13 protein-coding genes are annotated in these 17,391 nt (G+C 65.0%); 9 read left to right on the forward strand and 4 right to left on the reverse strand.

Annotated features, from left to right (window positions below; all coding sequences use genetic code 11):
• Positions 1–72: 72 nt before the first annotated feature.
• The 3 genes from leuA to ACQE2J_RS09150 all read left to right on the forward strand — a co-directional run bounded on the left by leuA (position 73) and on the right by ACQE2J_RS09150 (position 3,472).
• Positions 73–1,833, forward strand: a complete 1,761-nt coding sequence (gene leuA / locus ACQE2J_RS09140) for a 2-isopropylmalate synthase (protein ID WP_135541207.1) — start codon at positions 73–75, stop codon at positions 1,831–1,833.
• A gap of 137 nt (positions 1,834–1,970) precedes the next feature.
• Positions 1,971–2,699, forward strand: coding sequence for a DNA repair protein RecO (gene recO / locus ACQE2J_RS09145; RefSeq protein ID WP_135541205.1), 729 nt, complete (start codon positions 1,971–1,973; stop codon positions 2,697–2,699).
• Entirely contained in the window at positions 2,696–3,472 is a 777-nt protein-coding gene (locus ACQE2J_RS09150) for an isoprenyl transferase (RefSeq protein ID WP_426937476.1), read from the forward strand. The genes recO and ACQE2J_RS09150 overlap by 4 nt, the downstream gene beginning before the upstream one ends.
• 108 nt (positions 3,473–3,580) lie before the next feature.
• Here the strand turns inward: ACQE2J_RS09150 and ACQE2J_RS09155 are convergent, their stop codons facing one another.
• Positions 3,581–5,383, reverse strand: a complete 1,803-nt coding sequence (locus tag ACQE2J_RS09155) for a DEAD/DEAH box helicase (RefSeq protein ID WP_425119576.1) — start codon at positions 5,381–5,383, stop codon at positions 3,581–3,583.
• Between the two features lie 360 nt (positions 5,384–5,743).
• Here ACQE2J_RS09155 and ACQE2J_RS09160 point away from each other — a divergent pair, with 360 nt between their 5' ends.
• The 3 genes from ACQE2J_RS09160 (at position 5,744) to ACQE2J_RS09170 (ending at position 9,950) form a co-directional block, all read left to right on the forward strand.
• Positions 5,744–7,129: a glycine--tRNA ligase gene (locus ACQE2J_RS09160; protein WP_135541199.1), complete on the forward strand. Its 1,386-nt coding sequence runs from the start codon at positions 5,744–5,746 to the stop codon at positions 7,127–7,129.
• 132 nt (positions 7,130–7,261) lie between these two features.
• Positions 7,262–8,551 (forward strand): YibE/F family protein, encoded by a 1,290-nt coding sequence (locus tag ACQE2J_RS09165; protein ID WP_426937477.1) that lies wholly within the window; start codon positions 7,262–7,264, stop codon positions 8,549–8,551.
• 331 nt (positions 8,552–8,882) lie between these two features.
• On the forward strand, positions 8,883–9,950 hold the full coding sequence (locus tag ACQE2J_RS09170) for an IS110 family transposase (RefSeq protein WP_426937298.1): 1,068 nt from the start codon (positions 8,883–8,885) through the stop codon (positions 9,948–9,950).
• Positions 9,951–10,029: 79 nt separating this feature from the next.
• Here the strand turns inward: ACQE2J_RS09170 and ACQE2J_RS09175 are convergent, their stop codons facing one another.
• Both ACQE2J_RS09175 and ACQE2J_RS09180 read right to left on the reverse strand, forming a co-directional pair.
• On the reverse strand, positions 10,030–11,421 hold the full coding sequence (locus ACQE2J_RS09175) for an aspartate aminotransferase family protein (RefSeq protein ID WP_135541196.1): 1,392 nt from the start codon (positions 11,419–11,421) through the stop codon (positions 10,030–10,032).
• Positions 11,418–11,903 carry an Lrp/AsnC family transcriptional regulator gene (locus ACQE2J_RS09180; RefSeq protein WP_135541194.1) on the reverse strand — a complete coding sequence of 162 codons (486 nt, stop codon included), beginning with the start codon at positions 11,901–11,903 and terminating at the stop codon, positions 11,418–11,420. Before ACQE2J_RS09180 ends, ACQE2J_RS09175 begins: the two co-directional genes overlap by 4 nt.
• Positions 11,904–12,121: 218 nt before the next feature.
• Here ACQE2J_RS09180 and ACQE2J_RS09185 point away from each other — a divergent pair, with 218 nt between their 5' ends.
• Positions 12,122–13,450 (forward strand): M24 family metallopeptidase, encoded by a 1,329-nt coding sequence (locus ACQE2J_RS09185; RefSeq protein ID WP_205683369.1) that lies wholly within the window; start codon positions 12,122–12,124, stop codon positions 13,448–13,450.
• Positions 13,451–13,489: 39 nt separating this feature from the next.
• Here the strand turns inward: ACQE2J_RS09185 and ACQE2J_RS09190 are convergent, their stop codons facing one another.
• A complete protein-coding gene (locus tag ACQE2J_RS09190; protein ID WP_135541192.1) occupies positions 13,490–14,875 on the reverse strand; it encodes an L-lactate permease in 1,386 nt (461 codons plus the stop codon).
• Between the two features lie 61 nt (positions 14,876–14,936).
• Here ACQE2J_RS09190 and ACQE2J_RS09195 point away from each other — a divergent pair, with 61 nt between their 5' ends.
• Both ACQE2J_RS09195 and ACQE2J_RS09200 read left to right on the forward strand, forming a co-directional pair.
• Positions 14,937–15,485 (forward strand): helix-turn-helix domain-containing protein, encoded by a 549-nt coding sequence (locus tag ACQE2J_RS09195; RefSeq protein WP_135541190.1) that lies wholly within the window; start codon positions 14,937–14,939, stop codon positions 15,483–15,485.
• 187 nt (positions 15,486–15,672) lie between these two features.
• On the forward strand, positions 15,673–17,343 hold the full coding sequence (locus tag ACQE2J_RS09200; protein ID WP_135541188.1) for an ATP-binding cassette domain-containing protein: 1,671 nt from the start codon (positions 15,673–15,675) through the stop codon (positions 17,341–17,343).
• The last annotated feature ends 48 nt before the right edge of the window (positions 17,344–17,391 follow it).

The raw sequence follows: 17,391 nt of genomic DNA on the forward strand, positions 1-17,391 counted from the left end.
TGAACATACAGCACACTCGTCGCGGAGTCTTCCTATGCTGGTCAAGCGTTGAGAAACTGAGATAGAGGAATCATGAAACTGCAGAAGCCTTCTCCCATGCCGTTCGGCAAATACAAGTCCTTCCAGGACCGCATCGCCCTCGATATGCGCGATCGCACCTGGCCCGATCAGCTCATCCGCAAGGCCCCCCGCTGGCTGAGCACGGATCTGCGCGACGGCAATCAGGCCCTCATCGACCCGATGACCCCGGACCGCAAACGCAAGATGTTCGACCTCCTCGTCAAGCTCGGCTTCAAGGAGATCGAGGTCGGATTCCCCGCCGCCAGCCAGGTCGACTTCGACTTCGTCCGCGAGATCATCGAACAGGACGCGATCCCCGACGATGTCAGGATCTCCGTTCTCACACAGGCTCGTGAGGATCTCATCGAACGCACCGTCGAGTCCCTCGTCGGCGCGAAGATGCCCACCGTGCACCTCTACAACGCGACGGCTCCGGTCTTCCGCAAAGTCGTCTTCGGCTTCGACGGCGACGGCTTCGATCAGACCCGTGACATCGCGCTCCAGGGCACCCAGGCGGTGATGAAGCATGCGGAGTCGCTGCTCGGTGACGCGGACTTCGGCTACCAGTACTCGCCGGAGATCTTCGTCGACACCGAACCCGAATTCGCTCTCGACATCGTCGGCTCCGTGCTCGATGTGTGGCAGCCGGCCGCCGGGCGCGAAACCGTCGTCAACCTGCCCGCCACCGTCGAACGCGGCACCCCGAACACCTACGCCGACCAGATCGAATGGTTCTGCCGCAACATTCCCTACCGCGACGATGTCGCCGTCTCACTGCACCCGCACAACGACCGGGGCACCGGTGTCGCAGCCGCAGAACTGGGCATGATGGCCGGCGCCGACCGCATCGAAGGCTGCCTGTTCGGCAACGGGGAGCGCACCGGCAACCTCGACCTGGTGACCGTCGCGCTCAACCTCTACACCCAGGGCGTGGATCCGGAACTCGACTTCTCCGACATCGACGAGGTCATCCACACCGTCACCGAATGCAACCAGATCGGTGTCCACGAACGCCACCCCTACGGCGGCGACCTCGTGTTCACCTCGTTCTCCGGTTCGCACCAGGATGCGATCAACAAGGCCTTCGCCGATCGGGAGAAGAAGGCGAACGCCCAGGGCACACCCGTCGACCTCATGGAATGGGACATGCCCTACCTGCCGGTCGACCCGAAGGACCTCGGCCGTTCCTACGAGGCGATCATCCGCGTGAACTCGCAGTCCGGCAAGGGCGGCGTGACCTACCTGCTCAAGAGCGAGTACGGTCTTGACCTGCCGCGTCGGATGCAGGTCGAATTCTCCCGCGCCGTGCAGATGCACACCGAGGGCGGGGGCGAGGTCAACGCCGAGGAGATCCGCAAGATCTTCAACTATGAGTACCTGCCCTCGGACGATGAAGACAAGGCATGGGGCCGCTTCCAGATCGTGGGCCTGCGCACGGACTCGGGCACCGTCGGCGAATCGGGCCCGTCCGAACGCGTCGAGGTCGACCTCATCGTCGACGGTCAGGAACGCACCTACGAAGGTCACGGCAAAGGCCCGATCGATGCGCTCGTGAAGATCCTCGTCGAGAACTTCGACGTCGACATCAGACTCCAGGACTACACCGAGCACGCGATCGGCTCCGGTGCCGACGCCATGGCCGCCGCCTACGTCGAACTCGCCGTCGAGGACCGTGTCGTCTGGGGTGCGGGGCTCCACCCGAACATCACGAAGGCCTCGCTCAAAGCCGTCGTCTCGGCCGTCAACCGCGCCGCTCGGGACCGTCAGGCCTGAAACGGGTGAGCCCCGGGCCTGAGGCTGAGCCTCGGAGGCTGCGGGACTGAGGCTCCGGCGGCCTTCCGGGCCCATCTCACAGCGGTCGCAGAGCGCGGCGGGGAGGAATCCCCGCCGCGCTCTGCGATAATGGGCGGGTGCACAACTATCGTGATGAAGGCATCGTGCTCCAAGGGCACAAGCTCGGCGAAGCCGACCGCATCGTCACCGTGCTCACCCGCAGCCACGGCCTCGTGCGCGCCGTCGCCAAGGGGGTGCGTCGGACGAAATCGCGGTTCGGCTCACGACTCGAACCCTTTATGCTCATCGACGTCCAGTGCCATGTCGGGCGCAGCCTCGACATCGTCACTCAGGTCGAACTCATCGAACCCTTCGCACGGGGAATCGCCACGGACTACGATGTCTATTCGGCCGCCTCGGTGATGGCCGAAACCGCCCGCAGCATCACCGAGGTCGAACCCCAATCGCGCACCCATTTCCTCCTCCTCGTCTCCGCGATCCGCTCCCTGTGCAATCGCGAACACCCGCCGCGGCTGTCATTGGACGCCTACCTGCTGCGCGCGATGTCGGTGGCCGGATGGGCACCCAGCCTGCTCGACTGCGCACAATGCGGTCGGCCCGGACCGCACCGGGCTTTCTCCGCGTCCCTCGGCGGTGCCGTGTGCACGCACTGCCGCCCGTCCGGGGCGGCGCTGCCCGACACCGATGCGCTCGAGCACATGGCCGCGCTGCTCTCCGGTGACTGGGAACGGGCCGAGGCCTCCGACCTGCACGATCAGATCGACGGGTCGAAGCTCGTCTCCGACTGGGTGTCCTGGCACCTCGAGCGCAATATCCGATCACTGAGAGTTCTGGAGAGCACATGAGCTATCCCGCACCACCGGCCCACCCCAGCGGAGCGCGTCCTCCGCGCATCGATGCGAAGTTCGTGCCTGAGCACGTGGCCATCGTCATGGACGGCAACGGTCGGTGGGCGAATCAGCGGGGACTGCCGCGCACGGAAGGGCACAGGGCCGGCGAGGCTTCGCTGCTCGACGTCGTCCACGGAGCCATCGAGGTCGGTGTGGAGTATCTGTCCGCGTATGCGTTCTCGACGGAGAACTGGAAGCGCTCACCCGACGAGGTGCGCTTCCTCATGGGCTTCAATCGTGACGTCATCCGTCGCCGTCGCGACGAACTCAACGCCCTCGGTGTGCGGATCGTGTGGTCGGGACGGCGCGGTCGGCTGTGGCGATCGGTCATCGACGAACTCGAGTCCGCCGCCGAGATGACCAAGCACAACACTGGCCTGGTGCTGCAGTTCTGCGTGAACTACGGTGGCCGATCGGAGATCGTCGACGCGATCAATGCGATCACCGCCGAGGTGGCTGCCGGCAAGCTCAAACCGGGGAAGGTCTCGGAGAAGACCATCCGGTCGCGGCTCTACGCGCCCGGAGTGCCCGATGTCGACCTGTTCATGCGCTCCTCGGGGGAGCAGCGGACCTCGAACTTCCTGCTCTGGCAGTCCGCCTACGCCGAGATGGTCTTCCAAGACGTGCTGTGGCCCGATGTCGACCGGCGCACGCTGTGGGCCGCGATCGAAGAGTACGCGCGCCGTGACCGCCGTTTCGGCGGAGCAGTCGACACTCCAACGGCCTAAGCAGCTGTCTGCGGGTGCCCGCTGGCATTCGTGAATCATCGACGGCCCCGCAGCACACTGCTGCGGGGCCGTCGATGCACTCAGTGCGACAGGGGCGTCAGACCGGGGTCAGAAACGGTCGCGGGAGCGATCGGAGCTGCGAGCTCCGAACTTCTTCCCGCCTCGGCGATCGTTGCGGAAGTTGCGGCCGTCGCCGGGCTGCTTGTCGAAGTTGCGCTTCTTGAACGGACGCGCCGGGCGGCCCGAATCCGGACGGATGTCGATGGGGCGGCCCTGGATCTCGGTGTGGGAGAGTTTGCGCAGCACGGACGGGTCGAGGTCCTTGGGCAGGTCGACGAGAGTGTGGTTCGACCGGATGTCGATGTGGCCGATCTGCTTCGAGGTGATTCCGCCCTCGTTCGCGATCGCACCGACGACAGCACCGGGCTGGAGTCGCTCATTGCGTCCCACGGCCAGACGGTAGGTCGTCATGTTCTCATCGCGGGCACGGCCGCCGCGGGCCGGACGGCCTCCGTCGCGGCCGCCGTCCCGGTCCCGGCCGGGCTTGCCGCGCACCGGCTCTGGCATCGGTTCGGCCTTGAGGGTGTTCGACTCGAGCACGAGCGAGGCCAGGGCCGCGGCGATGTTCGTCGCCGGGACATCACGGGAGAGCTCGTACTGCTCGATGACGGCAGTCAGCTCGCTCAGTTCGGTCGTGGCGAGCACATCATCGATGCGTTTGGTGAACTTCTCCACCCGGGTGTTCGTCAGCTCTTCGACGCTGGGCAGAACCAGCGGTTCGACCTTCTGCTTGGTCGCCCGTTCGATGGATCCGAGCAGACGCTGCTCGCGCGGAGTGACGAAGAGGATCGCCTCGCCCGAACGTCCGGCGCGGCCGGTGCGGCCGATGCGGTGGACATAGGACTCGGTGTCATGCGGGATGTCGTAGTTGACGACGAGGGTGATGCGCTCGACGTCGAGGCCGCGTGCGGCGACGTCGGTGGCCACGAGGACGTCGACCTTGCCCGAGCGCAGCATCTCCACGGTCCGCTCACGAGCCTGCTGAGGGATGTCGCCGTTGATCGCCGAGGCCTTGAACCCGCGGGCGCGCAGCTTCTCGGCCAGTTCCTCGGTCGCCTGCTTGGTGCGCACGAACATGATGATGCCCTCGTACTCCTCGACCTCGAGGATGCGGGTCAGGGCGTCGAGCTTGTGCGAATGCTGGACCATGAAGTAACGCTGGCGGATGTTCGCGCCGGTCTGCGACTTCGAAGCGATCCGGACTTCCTGCGGATCGTTGAGGTACTTGCCGGTGATCCGGTGGATCGACGTCGGCATGGTCGCGGAGAACAGTGCCACCTGGCGGTTGTCACCGACCTGGCTGAAGATCTCCTCGATGTCCTCGGCGAAGCCCATCTTGAGCATCTCGTCGGCCTCATCGAGGATGAGGTGCTCAAGGCTGCCGAGTTTGAGCGAACCGCGCTTGAGGTGGTCGATGACGCGGCCTGGGGTGCCGACGACGATCTGCGCTCCGCGGCGTAGTCCCGCCAGCTGCGGGCCGTAGGCCTGACCGCCGTAGATCGGCAGCACGGAGAAGTCGGCCAGCTCGGTGGCATAGGAGGTGAACGCCTCGGCGACCTGGATCGCCAGCTCACGGGTCGGGGTGAGAACGAGAGCGAACGGGCCATCGGCGGCGCGCCCCGCCTCGGCGAGGTCGGACAGGGCCGGCAGCGCGAACGCGGCGGTCTTACCGGTACCGGTCTGGGCCAGACCGATGACGTCACGGCCGGACAGCAGGGCCGGGATGGTCTCGGCCTGGATCGGGGTCGGGGTCTCATAGCCCTGCGCCTCGACGGCTTTGAGCACGAGGGGATGGAGTCCGAGTTCGGAGAACTTCGGGGTGGTTTCGTCGGTTGTGGACACATCGGTCATGAGTTGTCTCTCTCACGTCGGCACACACTTGATCGCAGATGACTGTAGTGGCGATCTACCCTGCGGCCGCTTATGCAATCATCGTGAGCAATCCGGGCCGAAACCGTAATAGATCCAAGGACTCGCTTGGACAGACGCGCAAGACGTCCGTACGGAGAAAGGTTTGGGTGTACTCAAAGTCTACATGCTGCACCCTCGCCGAGGCGGCACGGAAGGGGCCGAACCGATGTGAGATCAGTCGCCTCCCGGACTCAACTCCCCGTGGAGAGCCGACGTTGAGGAGGGGCGCCGTCGACCGGTTAGGGTAGTACCTGCGAGCCACGGCAGCCGGCCGTCGGCGAACTGAATCAAGGAGAGAAAATCGTGGCACAGTCCAAGTTGGATGCCGTCATCGCCCTGGCCAAACGCAGAGGATTCGTCTTCCAGGCAGGAGAGATCTACGGCGGTTCCCGCTCGGCATGGGACTATGGTCCGTTGGGCGTCGAGCTCAAGGACAACATCAAGTCCCAGTGGTGGCAGACCTTCGTGCGCGGTCGCGAGGACGTCGTCGGCCTCGACTCCTCGATCATCCTGCCCAAGCGCGTCTGGGAGGCGTCCGGCCACGTCGAGACCTTCGTCGACCCGCTCGTCGAATGCCTCAACTGCCACAAGCGCCACCGTGAGGACCACCTGCTCGAGGCGTTCGAAGCGAAGCACAAGAAGGCCCCGGAGAACGGCATGGCCGAGATCGTCTGCCCCGACTGCGGCACCCGCGGGCAGTGGACCGAACCACAGGAGTTCTCCGGACTCGTCAAGACCTACCTCGGCCCCGTCGACTCCGAAGCCGGCCTGCATTACCTGCGTCCGGAGACGGCGCAGGGCATCTTCGTGAACTTCAACAACGTGCTCACCGCCGCCCGGAAGAAGCCGCCGTTCGGCATCGGCCAGATCGGCAAGGCCTTCCGCAACGAGATCACCCCCGGCAACTTCATCTTCCGCACCCGTGAGTTCGAGCAGATGGAGATCGAATACTTCGTCCACCCGAACGAAGCCGACGACTATTACAAGCAGTGGGTCGAAGACTGCTGGAACTGGTTCCTCGACCTCGGCATCTCCGCGGACAACGTCCGCCGCCTCGATGTGCCCGAGGACGACCGGGCCCACTACTCATCGGGCACCATCGACGTCGAATACCGCTTCGGCTTCCAAGGTTCGGAATGGGGCGAGCTCATGGGAGTGGCCAACCGCACCGACTACGATCTCGGCACCCACACCGAGCTGTCCGGAACGAAGCTGCAGTACTTCGACCAGGCCAGCGGCGACCGCTACACCCCGTATGTCATCGAACCCTCCTTCGGCCTGACGCGGTCGATGATGGCGTTCCTCGTCGAGGCCTACACCGAGGACGAGGCGCCGAACACGAAGGGCGGCGTGGACAAGCGAATCGTGCTCAAGCTCGACCCGCGGCTGGCTCCGGTCAAGGCCGCGGTGCTGCCGCTGAGCCGCAACGAGAAGCTTTCGCCGCAGGCGAAGGAGCTCGCCGCCCGACTGCGCCGTCGGTGGAACATCGACTTCGACGATGCCGGTGCCATCGGACGCCGCTACCGGCGCCAGGACGAGATCGGCACGCCGCTGTGCATCACCGTCGACTTCGACACCCTCGATGACCAGGCGGTCACGATCCGCAAGCGCGACGATATGAGCCAGGAGCGCGTGAGCATCGATCAGGTCGAGAAGTACCTGGCCGACCACCTCGCCGGAGCCTGATCTGTCTGCGGAGGGCCCGGGCGGCGGAGAAAGCTCTGCCGCCCGGGCCCTTCCCATCTGGGCTCCCCTCACCACCGGTCTCATCACTGCCTCGCCTCAAGCTTCGCCACCCAACGAAGGTCCGCCATGCATATGACTGTCCAGTCCGAGCCGAAGGCCTCGCCGCGCGTTCGCCGGATCATGATCGCCTGCCTCATCCCGCTCGTGGTCGCCACGATCGTCGGAATCGTGCTGCTGTGGCCCGGGAACCCGGACACGGATCTGCCCGGAGGCGGGCCGACGACGAACTCCGCCGAAGGCACCTCCCATACCGAGGCGACTGTCACAGCCGTCGACGCCACCGCTTGCGAGGCGGGGGAGACGGACCCGATGGTCCGCGCCGACTGCACGACCTACACCGTCGAAGCCGACGGCCGCGAAGGCAGCCTCTACGTCACTCCCGACGCCGTCAAGGCCGGCGTTGAGGTCGGTGACACGCTCAAGGTCCTCGACTTCACCGACTCACCGGACCGCGCCGAACTGGGTGCCGACTACGTCTTCATCGACTTCGACCGGAACGTGCCGATGCTGGCACTGGCGATCATCTATGCGATCGTCGTCCTCCTCGTCGCCGGTATCCGGGGCTTGAGGGCGCTGCTGGGACTCGGCTTCGCCGGTGCCGTGCTGTTCGTCTTCATGCTGCCGGCGATGCTCGACGGCAGACCTCCGCTGCTGGTGGCCCTGGTCGCAGCGAGTGCGATCATGGTCGTCGCGCTCTATCTTGCCCACGGAATCTCCGCCCGGACGTCGACGGCGCTGTTCGGCACGGTGCTCGGCATCATCATCACCGGCCTCCTCGGCGCGTGGATGACGTCGTGGGCGAATCTGGGCATCGCCTATTCGGAAGACGGGTACCTCCTCGTCGATACGACGGACCTGGCGATGACCGACATCATCGTCTGCGCGATCCTCATCACCGGTCTCGGGGTGCTCAACGATGTCACGATCACTCAGGCATCGGCGGTGTGGGAGCTGGCAACGGCGGCTCCGACCATGAAGCCGGCGCAGCTCTTCGCGCGGGCGATGCGCATCGGGCGCGACCACATCGCCTCGACGGTCTACACGATCACCTTCGCGTATGTCGGGTCGGCACTGATGACGCTCATCATCGTCTCCGCCCATGACCAGTCGCTGTTCGACACGTTCACCCTCGGTGACATGTCCGTGGAAGTGGTGAGCATCCTCGTGTGTTCGATCGGACTGGTCGTCGCGATCCCGCTGACGACCGGACTCGGCGTCCTCGTCGTCCGTTCCGGCCTGCGTCCGCCGCGGCGCTCCGAACCGGCGGAGGAGGCGGTCGCACCCGGAACGTCGGTCAGCGGAATCGAGTCGCAGGCCCCGATGACTCGCCGTGAGGCCCGTCTCCGCGACCGCGGCCGCTGAGCAGCCCCTTCCTCCACCCTCCAGAACTACTGTGAGTATTGATAGTGGCTGGTCTGGGACTGGCTGGCAGAGTAGGAACTGACCGTCCCATCGATCATCATGACCCGCAGAACTACTGACTCGAACGATGTCCTCGTCGGGATCTGTCTGATGATCGGTGGGCGGTCGGCACCGGCTCGGCCCACATCGATAACTTGATCAGAAGGTTGTCCGTTCCTGACCGAACGTGACTCATCACAGTAGTGTTTCGACGTGACTATCTCCCGGACCGGAGCCGACCGTTCGACGGTCGGACCTCATCCGTTCTGACACAGGAGAATCACGAACCGTCATGACTATCATCTCGCATTTATACGCGTTTGTCGTTGGCGTCGACACCCACGCGAAGAACCACGTCTACAGTGTCCTCACCAACACTGGTGAGCACGTCGACACTGCTGCATTCCCGACCACGAAAGCTGGCCTGAAACGGGCGCTGCTGTGGGCCGGTCGCCGTACCGGCGGGGACCTCGACACCCTGTGGGTGATCGAGGGTATCGGCACTTACGGGGCGATCCTTGCCGACCATGTTGCCGACAACGGGTACACAGTCGCCGAGGCCGCCAGCATGAATGCTCGTGACCGGCATGCCACGGGCAAGGATGACCGGATCGATGCCCGACGGATCGCTGGCACGGTCCTGTCGATGGATGAGTCGCGGCTGCGGTTCCCCCGGCAGGCTGATGGGCCGCGTCAGGGACTGCAGATCCTGGTCAAGGCGCGGGAGTCCATGACCCGGGAGAAGACCCGGACTGTCAATGCGCTCACCGCGCTGTTGCGTACTCATGACCTCGGTATGGATGCGCGTCGGAAACTGTCGGTCGTCAAGATCCACGCGGTTGCGAAGTGGCGGATCAGGAACGAGTCTGTGGCACTTACCGAGGCTCGTCGGGAAGCGATTCGGTTAGCCAAACGCGTCGTCGAAGTCGATGCCGATATCAAGGACTACGCCACCCGGATCGAAGCTTTGGTCAAGGACAGCCCGGCTGCGGTGTTGCTGGCTGAGCCGGGGATTGGTCCGATCACCGCGGCTGTGTTCTACCTGGCGTGGTCGCATCCTGGGCGGGTGCGTTCAGAGGCTGCGTTTGCGAAGCTGGCGGGGGTCAGCCCGATACCGGCGTCGTCGGGGAATGTGGTGAGGTTCCGGCTTAATCGCAGTGGTGATCGTCGGTTGAATTCTGCGTTGTACATGGTGGCCATCACGCGGCTTTCTCACCAGAAGAGGTCCCAGGCATACATGGCTAAACGGCTTGGCGAGGGGAAGACGAAGAAGGAGACCATCCGGTGCATGAAGCGTCACTTGGCCCGTTCTGTGTATCGCATTCTCGAGGCCACGAACTCGATCGGCCAAGCCGCTTGACAGACATAGAAGGATCCCGACGGCGGCCCAGCAACCTCGCGCGAGGTTGCTGGGCCGCCGTCGGGTAGCAATTAGGGGGTCAGAGTTTGGTCCAGGCTTCGGTGAGGACGCCGCGGATGATCTGCTCCATCTCGTCGAACTCGCTCTGGCCCACCGTCAGCGGGGGCGAGAGCTGGATGACCGGGTCTCCACGGTCATCGGCACGGCAGTACAGACCGCTGTCGTACATCTTCGCGGACACGAAGTCCTTGAGGATCCGCTCGGACTCCTCTTCGGTGAACGACTCCTTGGTGTCCTTGTCCTTGACGAGTTCGATCCCGTAGAAGAATCCCTCACCGCGGACATCGCCGACGATCGGCAGGTCCTTGAGCTTCTCGAGCGTGAACTTGAACGCGGCGGCGTTCTCATGCACATGATCGTTGAGCTTCTCGGTCTCGAAGACGTCGAAGTTCGCCATGGCCGCGGCACAGGAGACGGGGTGTCCACCGAAGGTGTAGCCGTGGTAGAAGGTCTCATCCCCACCCGGGCCGAAGGGCTCGAAGAGACGATCGGAGGCGATCATCGCACCCAGCGGCGCGTAGCCGGAGGTGATGCCCTTGGCGGAGGTGATGATGTCGGGGACGTAGCCGAAGTCGTTGCAGGCGAACATGTCGCCGACGCGACCGTAGGCGCAGATCGTCTCGTCCGAGACCAGCAGCACATCGTACTCGTCGCAGATCTCACGGACCCGCTCGAAGTATCCGGGAGGCGGCGGGAAGCAGCCACCGGAGTTCTGCACAGGTTCGAGGAAGACGGCGGCAACGGAGTCGGCGCCTTCGAACTCGATGGCTTCGCCGATGCGGTCGGCGGCCCAACGGCCGAAGGCCTTCTCGTCATGGGCGAGGTGCTCGGGAGCCCGGTAGAAGTTCGTGTTCGGCACCTTGTGGGCGCCGGGCACCAGCGGAGCGAACTGCTCGCGCAGGCCCGGCAGCGAGGTCACCGACAGCGCACCGTGCGGTGTGCCGTGGTAGGCCGTGGCACGCGAGATGATCTTGTGCTTGCCCGGCTTGCCAACGAGCTTGAAGTAGTTCTTCGCCAGCTTCATCGCCGACTCGACCGAATCTCCACCGCCGGAGGTGAGGAAGACGCGGTTGAGATCGCCCGGCGCGTAGTTGGCCAGACGTTCCGAGACCTCGATGGCCTGCGGGTGGGTGTAGGACCACAGCGGCATGAACGGCAGCTTGAGCGTCTGGTCGTACATCGCCTTCGCGATCTCCTCGCGACCGTGGCCCACCTGGACGGTGAACAGGCCGGCGAGACCGTCGAGGTACTTCTTCCCCTTGTCGTCGAAGATGTGGTGGCCTTCGCCGCGTACGATGACCGGCGCTTCACCACCGTTGAACAGTGCCTGGTGTGGTGACATATGCATCCACACGTTGTTGCGGATGGCCTCCTGATAAGGAGTGCCAGCCCTGGTGACATTCTCTGTCATCGTGTCCCCCAATTGTATTTCTGCTTCTCCAGTGAGAGGTACATGAAGAGCTCCGTATCCACGACGGCATCGATCGAGCGGAGCTCTTCGTTGACGAATTCGATCAGATGCCGATCCGACTCACACACGATCTCGACGAGGAGGTCGAACGACCCCGCAGTCACGACGAGATAGTCGATCTCGTCGTAGTCGTGGAGCCGATCGGCGACCGCAGTGATGTCTCCGCGGATCTTCAGCCCCACCATCGCCTGCCGGGCGAAACCGAGACTCAGCGGGTCGGTCACGGCGACGATCTCCATGACTCCGGAGTCGATGAGCCTTGAGACCCGCTGACGCACAGCGGCCTCGGACAATCCCACGGATTTGCCGATGGCCGAATACGATTTCCTTCCGTCGTGCTGCAGTTCGACGATGATCGCCTTAGATTTCTCGTCGAGATTTCCCAGTCGGGAACCGCTGCCGTTCGGCAGGAACTGGTCCATTCTTCACCTCCGTGATGTGTGTCTCAGCCCAATCTATCACCGATTCGACTGAAATGCGCCGTGCGAGATGCGAATTTCGTCGAAAGTGAAAAAGATTGATTCTCGATTCGTCAGAAATGTCGAAAATCGCCATCGACCACCCGCAGCTCGATCGATGCCGACAACACGCGCGTCGACAGTGATTGACAGGCTGTGAGACAGGTCACCACACTGGTGTCATGAATGAGGGTGAGCTGTTCTACGGCGGCGAAGAGAATCGCCCGGATGTCTACGGTATGCGGCCCGGTGCCGAACAGGGGCAGGCAGGCCAGGAGGTCAGAGCTCGCCCGCAGCCGGTTCCCGGCGAGGTCGATACGATCGGGGCCGACGAGCTGTCGTTCAGTCCCGAGGAGTACCTCGGCCGGATCGCGTCGGTGCGCAACCGGATGGTCGATCAGGGCCTGGCCGCACTCATCGTCACCGACCCTGCGAACATCTATTACCTCACCGGTTACAACGCCTGGTCCTTCTATACCCCGCAGCTGCTCTTCGTGCCCTCGTCGGGTCCGATGACGCTGTTCATGCGCGACATGGACGCGCGCGGGGCCTCACACACCTCCTGGCTTCCGCCGGAGGACATCGTCGGCTACCCCGAGCGCTATGTGCAGCGCCCCCATATCCACCCCTTCGACTGGGTGGCGTTCGCGCTGCGCCAGCGGTGGGAGGTCGCCCGCGCCTCGACCTCACCGGTCGGAGTCGAAATGGATTCGCACTTCTTCTCTCCGCGCGCCTTCCGGGCCCTGGTCAACGGGGTGCCGGAATGGCGACTCGTCGATTCCTTCGAACTCGTCAACTGGATCCGTGCGGTGAAGTCCCCGGCCGAGATCGCGATCATGCGCAAGGCGGCGAAGGTGACCACGGCAGCCATGGACGCGGCCCTGGGCACGATCGGCGTCGGAGTCGGCCAGCACGAAGTGGCCGCAGCGATCTCCGAGGCGCAGACCCGCGGCGGTGAGGGGGTCTGGGGCGACTATCCCTCGATCGTTCCGCTCATGCCCACCGGAGAGAGCGCGGACACCCCGCATCTGAGCTGGACCGATCGGCAGTTCAAGGCCGATGAGTCCGTGAGCATCGAACTCGCCGGTGTCCACCGGCGCTACCACGTGCCCTTGGCCCGGACCGCGGTGACCGGTCGACCGAAGCAGGAGCTCGTCCGACTCGAGGGCGTCGTCGCCGAGGCGCTCACCGCGGTCCTCGACGTCGCTGCCCCCGAAGTGCCCACCGCCGAGCTCGCCCGCACCTGGAATCGTGTGCTCGCGCTGTCGGGATTGGAGAAGCCGAGCCGGTTGGGCTACTCGATCGGCATCGGATACCCGCCCGACTGGGGCGAGAGGACGATCTCGATCCGCACCGAGGATGATCAGATCCTCGAATCGGGAATGACCTTCCACCTCATCGGCGGAATGTGGATGAACGGCTACGGCATCGAACTGTCCGAACCGGTCCTCATCACCGACACCGGGTGCGAACCGTTCACGCACTTCCCCCGCGAGATCATCCGCGTCTGAGCGAGAGCCGCCCCTCCGACGACCGCACGTTCGGGGCCCTCAGGCGAAGAATTGGATCCAGAGTCCGAGGCACATGGCGTTGATTCCGGCCACGGCCAGTGCCCGACCCTGCGCCCAGCTGATATCGCGCGCCGAGGCGGGCCCGGAGGAATCGGCCATCTGCACGGCCATCGCCACCCGCGGGGGAGCGGCGAGGGCGGCCAGTGAGCCGGCCGCATTGCCGGCGGCGACGACCTGCAGTGCGGATGCCTGTGAGGCGGTGGCGACCGCGGTCAGCGTGCCGGTGAACATCGAGTTCGCCCCCGTGTTCGACCCGGTGAGCACCGCGCCGGCCGAGTTGAGCAGCGGGGTGAGCACGAGGAGGCCGGCGGGAATCGCCGCTCCGATGGCCGCGCTCATTCCCGTCGTCGTCATGATCCAGCCCATGACCATGAACGCTGCCGTTCCCACGCCGATGGGCACCCACGATCGGGCGGCCGATGCGGCGACGCTGCGTCGCCCGGCGACGGAGATCGCAGCGATGAGACAGGCCACGGCCAGCCAGAACGGGGGAGAGGCGATGATCTGGGTGACAAGCGACGGCAGGGCCGAGTGCAGCGCCCGCGCCAGCAGCAGCCCGAGGGTCAGCGACGCATAGGGCAGTGCGGCCCGTCCCAGGCTCCGACTGAAGCCGGTGGTGCGACGACGGAGAGCGAAGAGGGCGCCCATGGCGATGATGACGATGAGCGAGCCGATGATTCCCGCCGGAGCCATGCCGACGAAGATGCTGGCACCGAGGATGCCCGCCCACATCAGCGCGGCGGCCCCGATGATGCCCAGCGCCGAGGCAGGACCCGGGCGCATGATCGCAACCACCGCGATCGTGACGATGATGACCGGAATCGCGTTGAGCCATCCCGTGGCCAGGCCGAGTTCGTCGACATCGAGCCCGGCCAGCGCGGCTGCGACCGTGGTGCCCGGCCCGAGGGCGCCCCAGGGGACGGCGATGAGTCCGAGGAGTCCGAGGATCGCCGACTGCCGCAGGGTGCATCCGAGGTGGCGCAGCACCGGCACCCCGACGGTGACGCCGATGCCGAATCCTGTGACCGATTCGGCGAAGGGGACGAGGCCGAAGACGACGAGTGCGACGCCGAGCGGTCGGCTGGGGGATTGGGACCATACCCAGGAGGAGATCTGCGACATCGAACCGGCCGCCTCGAGCAGCCGGGCCAGGAGCATCCCGAAGAGCAGGATGAGTGCGACCTCGAGGATGAGCGGGAAGTAGTCGATACCGGAATCCACCCACACCGAGGCGGGGGTGGGGAAGGCGAAGGCGACGATGAGAGCGACGACGGTGCCGGCAATCGCTGATACCCAGGCTCTCTGTTTGAACAGGAGCAGGATGATGGCAACGAGGATCGGACCGAGCGCCAGCATCGCCAACATATACGCGAATTTCCTTTGAGGGATCGTATTCTACTATCCCAGAATAGATTATGATTCGACAATGGCGAAAGAAGAGGATCTCGGCGCTCGCGTGTTCGGTGCCCGCATCAGAGCTCGGCGCAAATTCAACAACCTCACGCTCAACGAGCTGGCCGTGAGGGCCGGCCTCTCGCGGGCTGCATTGTCGAAGATCGAACGAGGAGAGCAGGACACTTCGGTCTCGAATGCGATGGGTCTCTCCCGCGCCCTCGGCGTCGACGTCGGCCAGCTCCTCGCCGCCCCCGAAGTGACGATCACCCGCACCGAGGCGATCCCCACCACAACGACCTTCGGCGAGGGAATCCGGCGCCGCGATCTGCCCTCGGCGATCGAGAACATGGACGTCGTCCACTACCGCCTCGACCCGCACAGCGAAACCTCTGCCTTCGCCGCCCACCGCAGCGGCTCGCGTGAGAGCTTCTTCGTTCTGTCGGGAACCATCGAGGTCGTCACCATCGATCGCCGCACCACTCTCCACGCCGGCGACTGTGCCCAAGCCCCAGGTGACGTCCCGCACCAGCTGACGAATCCTCACGACGAGCCCGCCGAGCTCATGCTCATCATCGTCTGAGGCTCTCCGGGCCCGGCCTCGACGGTCGCCGCCGGGAGGTGCTCTTGACGCGGCGAACCGCCTCGGCGATCATTGTGCTGTCCCATTTCCGACGAAGGACATCTCCGCAGTGAAGTGAATCCTCATGCCGTGATATGCGGGTGCCACGGGCCCGCAGCGCTTCTGCGTCCACGAAATGAGGATCCTCATGCCTACAGCAATCACTGTGTCCGGACTGGACTACCGCCTCGGCGACGATACCGAGATCTTCTCCCAGCTGACCGCCACGATCCCCTCCGCACTCATCGGGCTGGTCGGTGACAACGGGATCGGCAAATCCACTTTCGCGAAACTCCTCGCCGGCCACCTGCCCGCGACCGCCGGCACGATCACCGGCGCGGACAACGCCGTCTACATCGACCAGCTGCTGCCGCATTCGGCTCAGCGCGTCGATGAAGCTCTCGGCATCGCGAAGGTCCGTTCAGCACTGCATCGTGCTCTGAACGGCGAAGCAGCGGAATCCGATTTCGCACTCATCGGCGAGGCCTGGGACATCGAAGAGCAGGCCCTGGCGGCCACGGCCGAACTCGGCCTCCACCTCGAGGCGGCCGACCTCGACCGCAGCCTCAGCCGCTTCTCCGGCGGACAGGCCGGCCGCATCGGACTGGCCCGTGCGGCGATGGTCGCAGACGAGTGGCTCATCCTCGACGAGCCGAGCAACAACCTCGACGAGGACGGGCGGCAGCTGCTGAGTGCAATGCTCACCGCACGCCGCGGTCCCACGCTCGTCATCTCCCACGACCGCACCCTGCTCGAACACATGGACGCGATCGTCGAGATGACCGATCGCCTGCGGCTCTACGGCGGCAACTTCGACGACTATGAGCAGATGGTCGCGGCCGAAGAGGAAGCGAAGCAGCAGAGAGTCATCGACGCAAAGAAGGCCCATGCGATCGAGAAGCGGCAGCGCATCGAACTCGAGACGAAACTCGCACGAGCCGGCCGAAAGGCGGCGAAGGACAAGGAGAACAAGCGCCGACCGAAGATCGCGATGAACGGGCTGAGGAACTCCGCAGAGAAGTCCGCGGCGAAGAGGCGCGGCGACTCAGCCGCAGACGAAGCTGAGACGCTGCATTCTCTCGAGGCGGCCAAAGACATCCTGCGGCGGTCCTCGAGCGTGCGCCTCGACCTGCCGGAGACGACGGTGCACGCTTCGAAGCGGGTGCTCGAAGCCTCCTCGGCGAGATTGGAGCGACCGCAGTTGATCGTCGGACCCGAACGGATCCGGCTGACCGGACCGAACGGGGCAGGGAAATCCACTCTGCTGGCAGCGATGATGTCGGCCGCGGGCCGTGACGGGGCTTCCGCTCCGATCGCTGCGCTCTTCGGTGACCTCTCGGTCACCGTCTCGGTCCCTGTCGGCCACCTCGACCAGCAGTATCGGCTCCCGCCCGACCTCACCGTCATGGAGGCCGTGCGCGCGGGAAATCCGCATCTGAACCCGCACCGCGTCCATGAAGTGCTCGCGGCCATGGGGCTGCGCGCCGGTCGCACCGACCAGATCTGTTCGACCCTCTCCGGCGGCGAACGCTTCCGGGTCGCCCTCGCCTCCGAGCTGCTCCAGGACCCCGCCCCGCAGCTGCTCATCCTCGACGAGCCGGGCAACAATCTCGACCTGTCCTCGCTCGAGGCGCTCGTCACCGCGCTCGAGGGATTCGGCGGGGCGATGGTCGTCGTCACCCACGATGACCGGCTCGCCGCCGAACTCGCCGTGGACACCGAATGGGACGTCCGGGAATTTCTCCGTGCGGGGACCGTTGGACAGGACAGTGCCGAACCGGAAAGCGGGGGAGCAGAATCGAACTCCCGGCGAGACTGACGTCCGAACGGACACCGGAAACACGGCGTCGGAGACAGGCGAAGAGGG

Origin of the sequence: Brevibacterium sp. LE-L, assembly GCF_050214925.1 — a bacterium.
Lineage (GTDB): Bacteria > Actinomycetota > Actinomycetes > Actinomycetales > Brevibacteriaceae > Brevibacterium.

What these genes read in the sequence shown, in the direction of transcription:
- ACQE2J_RS09150 (WP_426937476.1), top strand. Translation starts at nt 2,696, where the DNA reads ATGAGCTATCCCGCACCACCGGCCCACCCCAGCGGAGCGCGTCCTCCG.
- ACQE2J_RS09190 (WP_135541192.1), bottom strand. Translation starts at nt 14,875, where the DNA reads ATGTTGGCGATGCTGGCGCTCGGTCCGATCCTCGTTGCCATCATCCTG.
- ACQE2J_RS09195 (WP_135541190.1), top strand. Translation starts at nt 14,937, where the DNA reads ATGGCGAAAGAAGAGGATCTCGGCGCTCGCGTGTTCGGTGCCCGCATC.
- ACQE2J_RS09180 (WP_135541194.1), bottom strand. Translation starts at nt 11,903, where the DNA reads ATGGACCAGTTCCTGCCGAACGGCAGCGGTTCCCGACTGGGAAATCTC.
- leuA (WP_135541207.1), top strand. Translation starts at nt 73, where the DNA reads ATGAAACTGCAGAAGCCTTCTCCCATGCCGTTCGGCAAATACAAGTCC.
- ACQE2J_RS09165 (WP_426937477.1), top strand. Translation starts at nt 7,262, where the DNA reads ATGACTGTCCAGTCCGAGCCGAAGGCCTCGCCGCGCGTTCGCCGGATC.
- ACQE2J_RS09155 (WP_425119576.1), bottom strand. Translation starts at nt 5,383, where the DNA reads ATGACCGATGTGTCCACAACCGACGAAACCACCCCGAAGTTCTCCGAA.
- ACQE2J_RS09175 (WP_135541196.1), bottom strand. Translation starts at nt 11,421, where the DNA reads ATGACAGAGAATGTCACCAGGGCTGGCACTCCTTATCAGGAGGCCATC.
- ACQE2J_RS09185 (WP_205683369.1), top strand. Translation starts at nt 12,122, where the DNA reads ATGAATGAGGGTGAGCTGTTCTACGGCGGCGAAGAGAATCGCCCGGAT.
- ACQE2J_RS09170 (WP_426937298.1), top strand. Translation starts at nt 8,883, where the DNA reads ATGACTATCATCTCGCATTTATACGCGTTTGTCGTTGGCGTCGACACC.
- ACQE2J_RS09200 (WP_135541188.1), top strand. Translation starts at nt 15,673, where the DNA reads ATGCCTACAGCAATCACTGTGTCCGGACTGGACTACCGCCTCGGCGAC.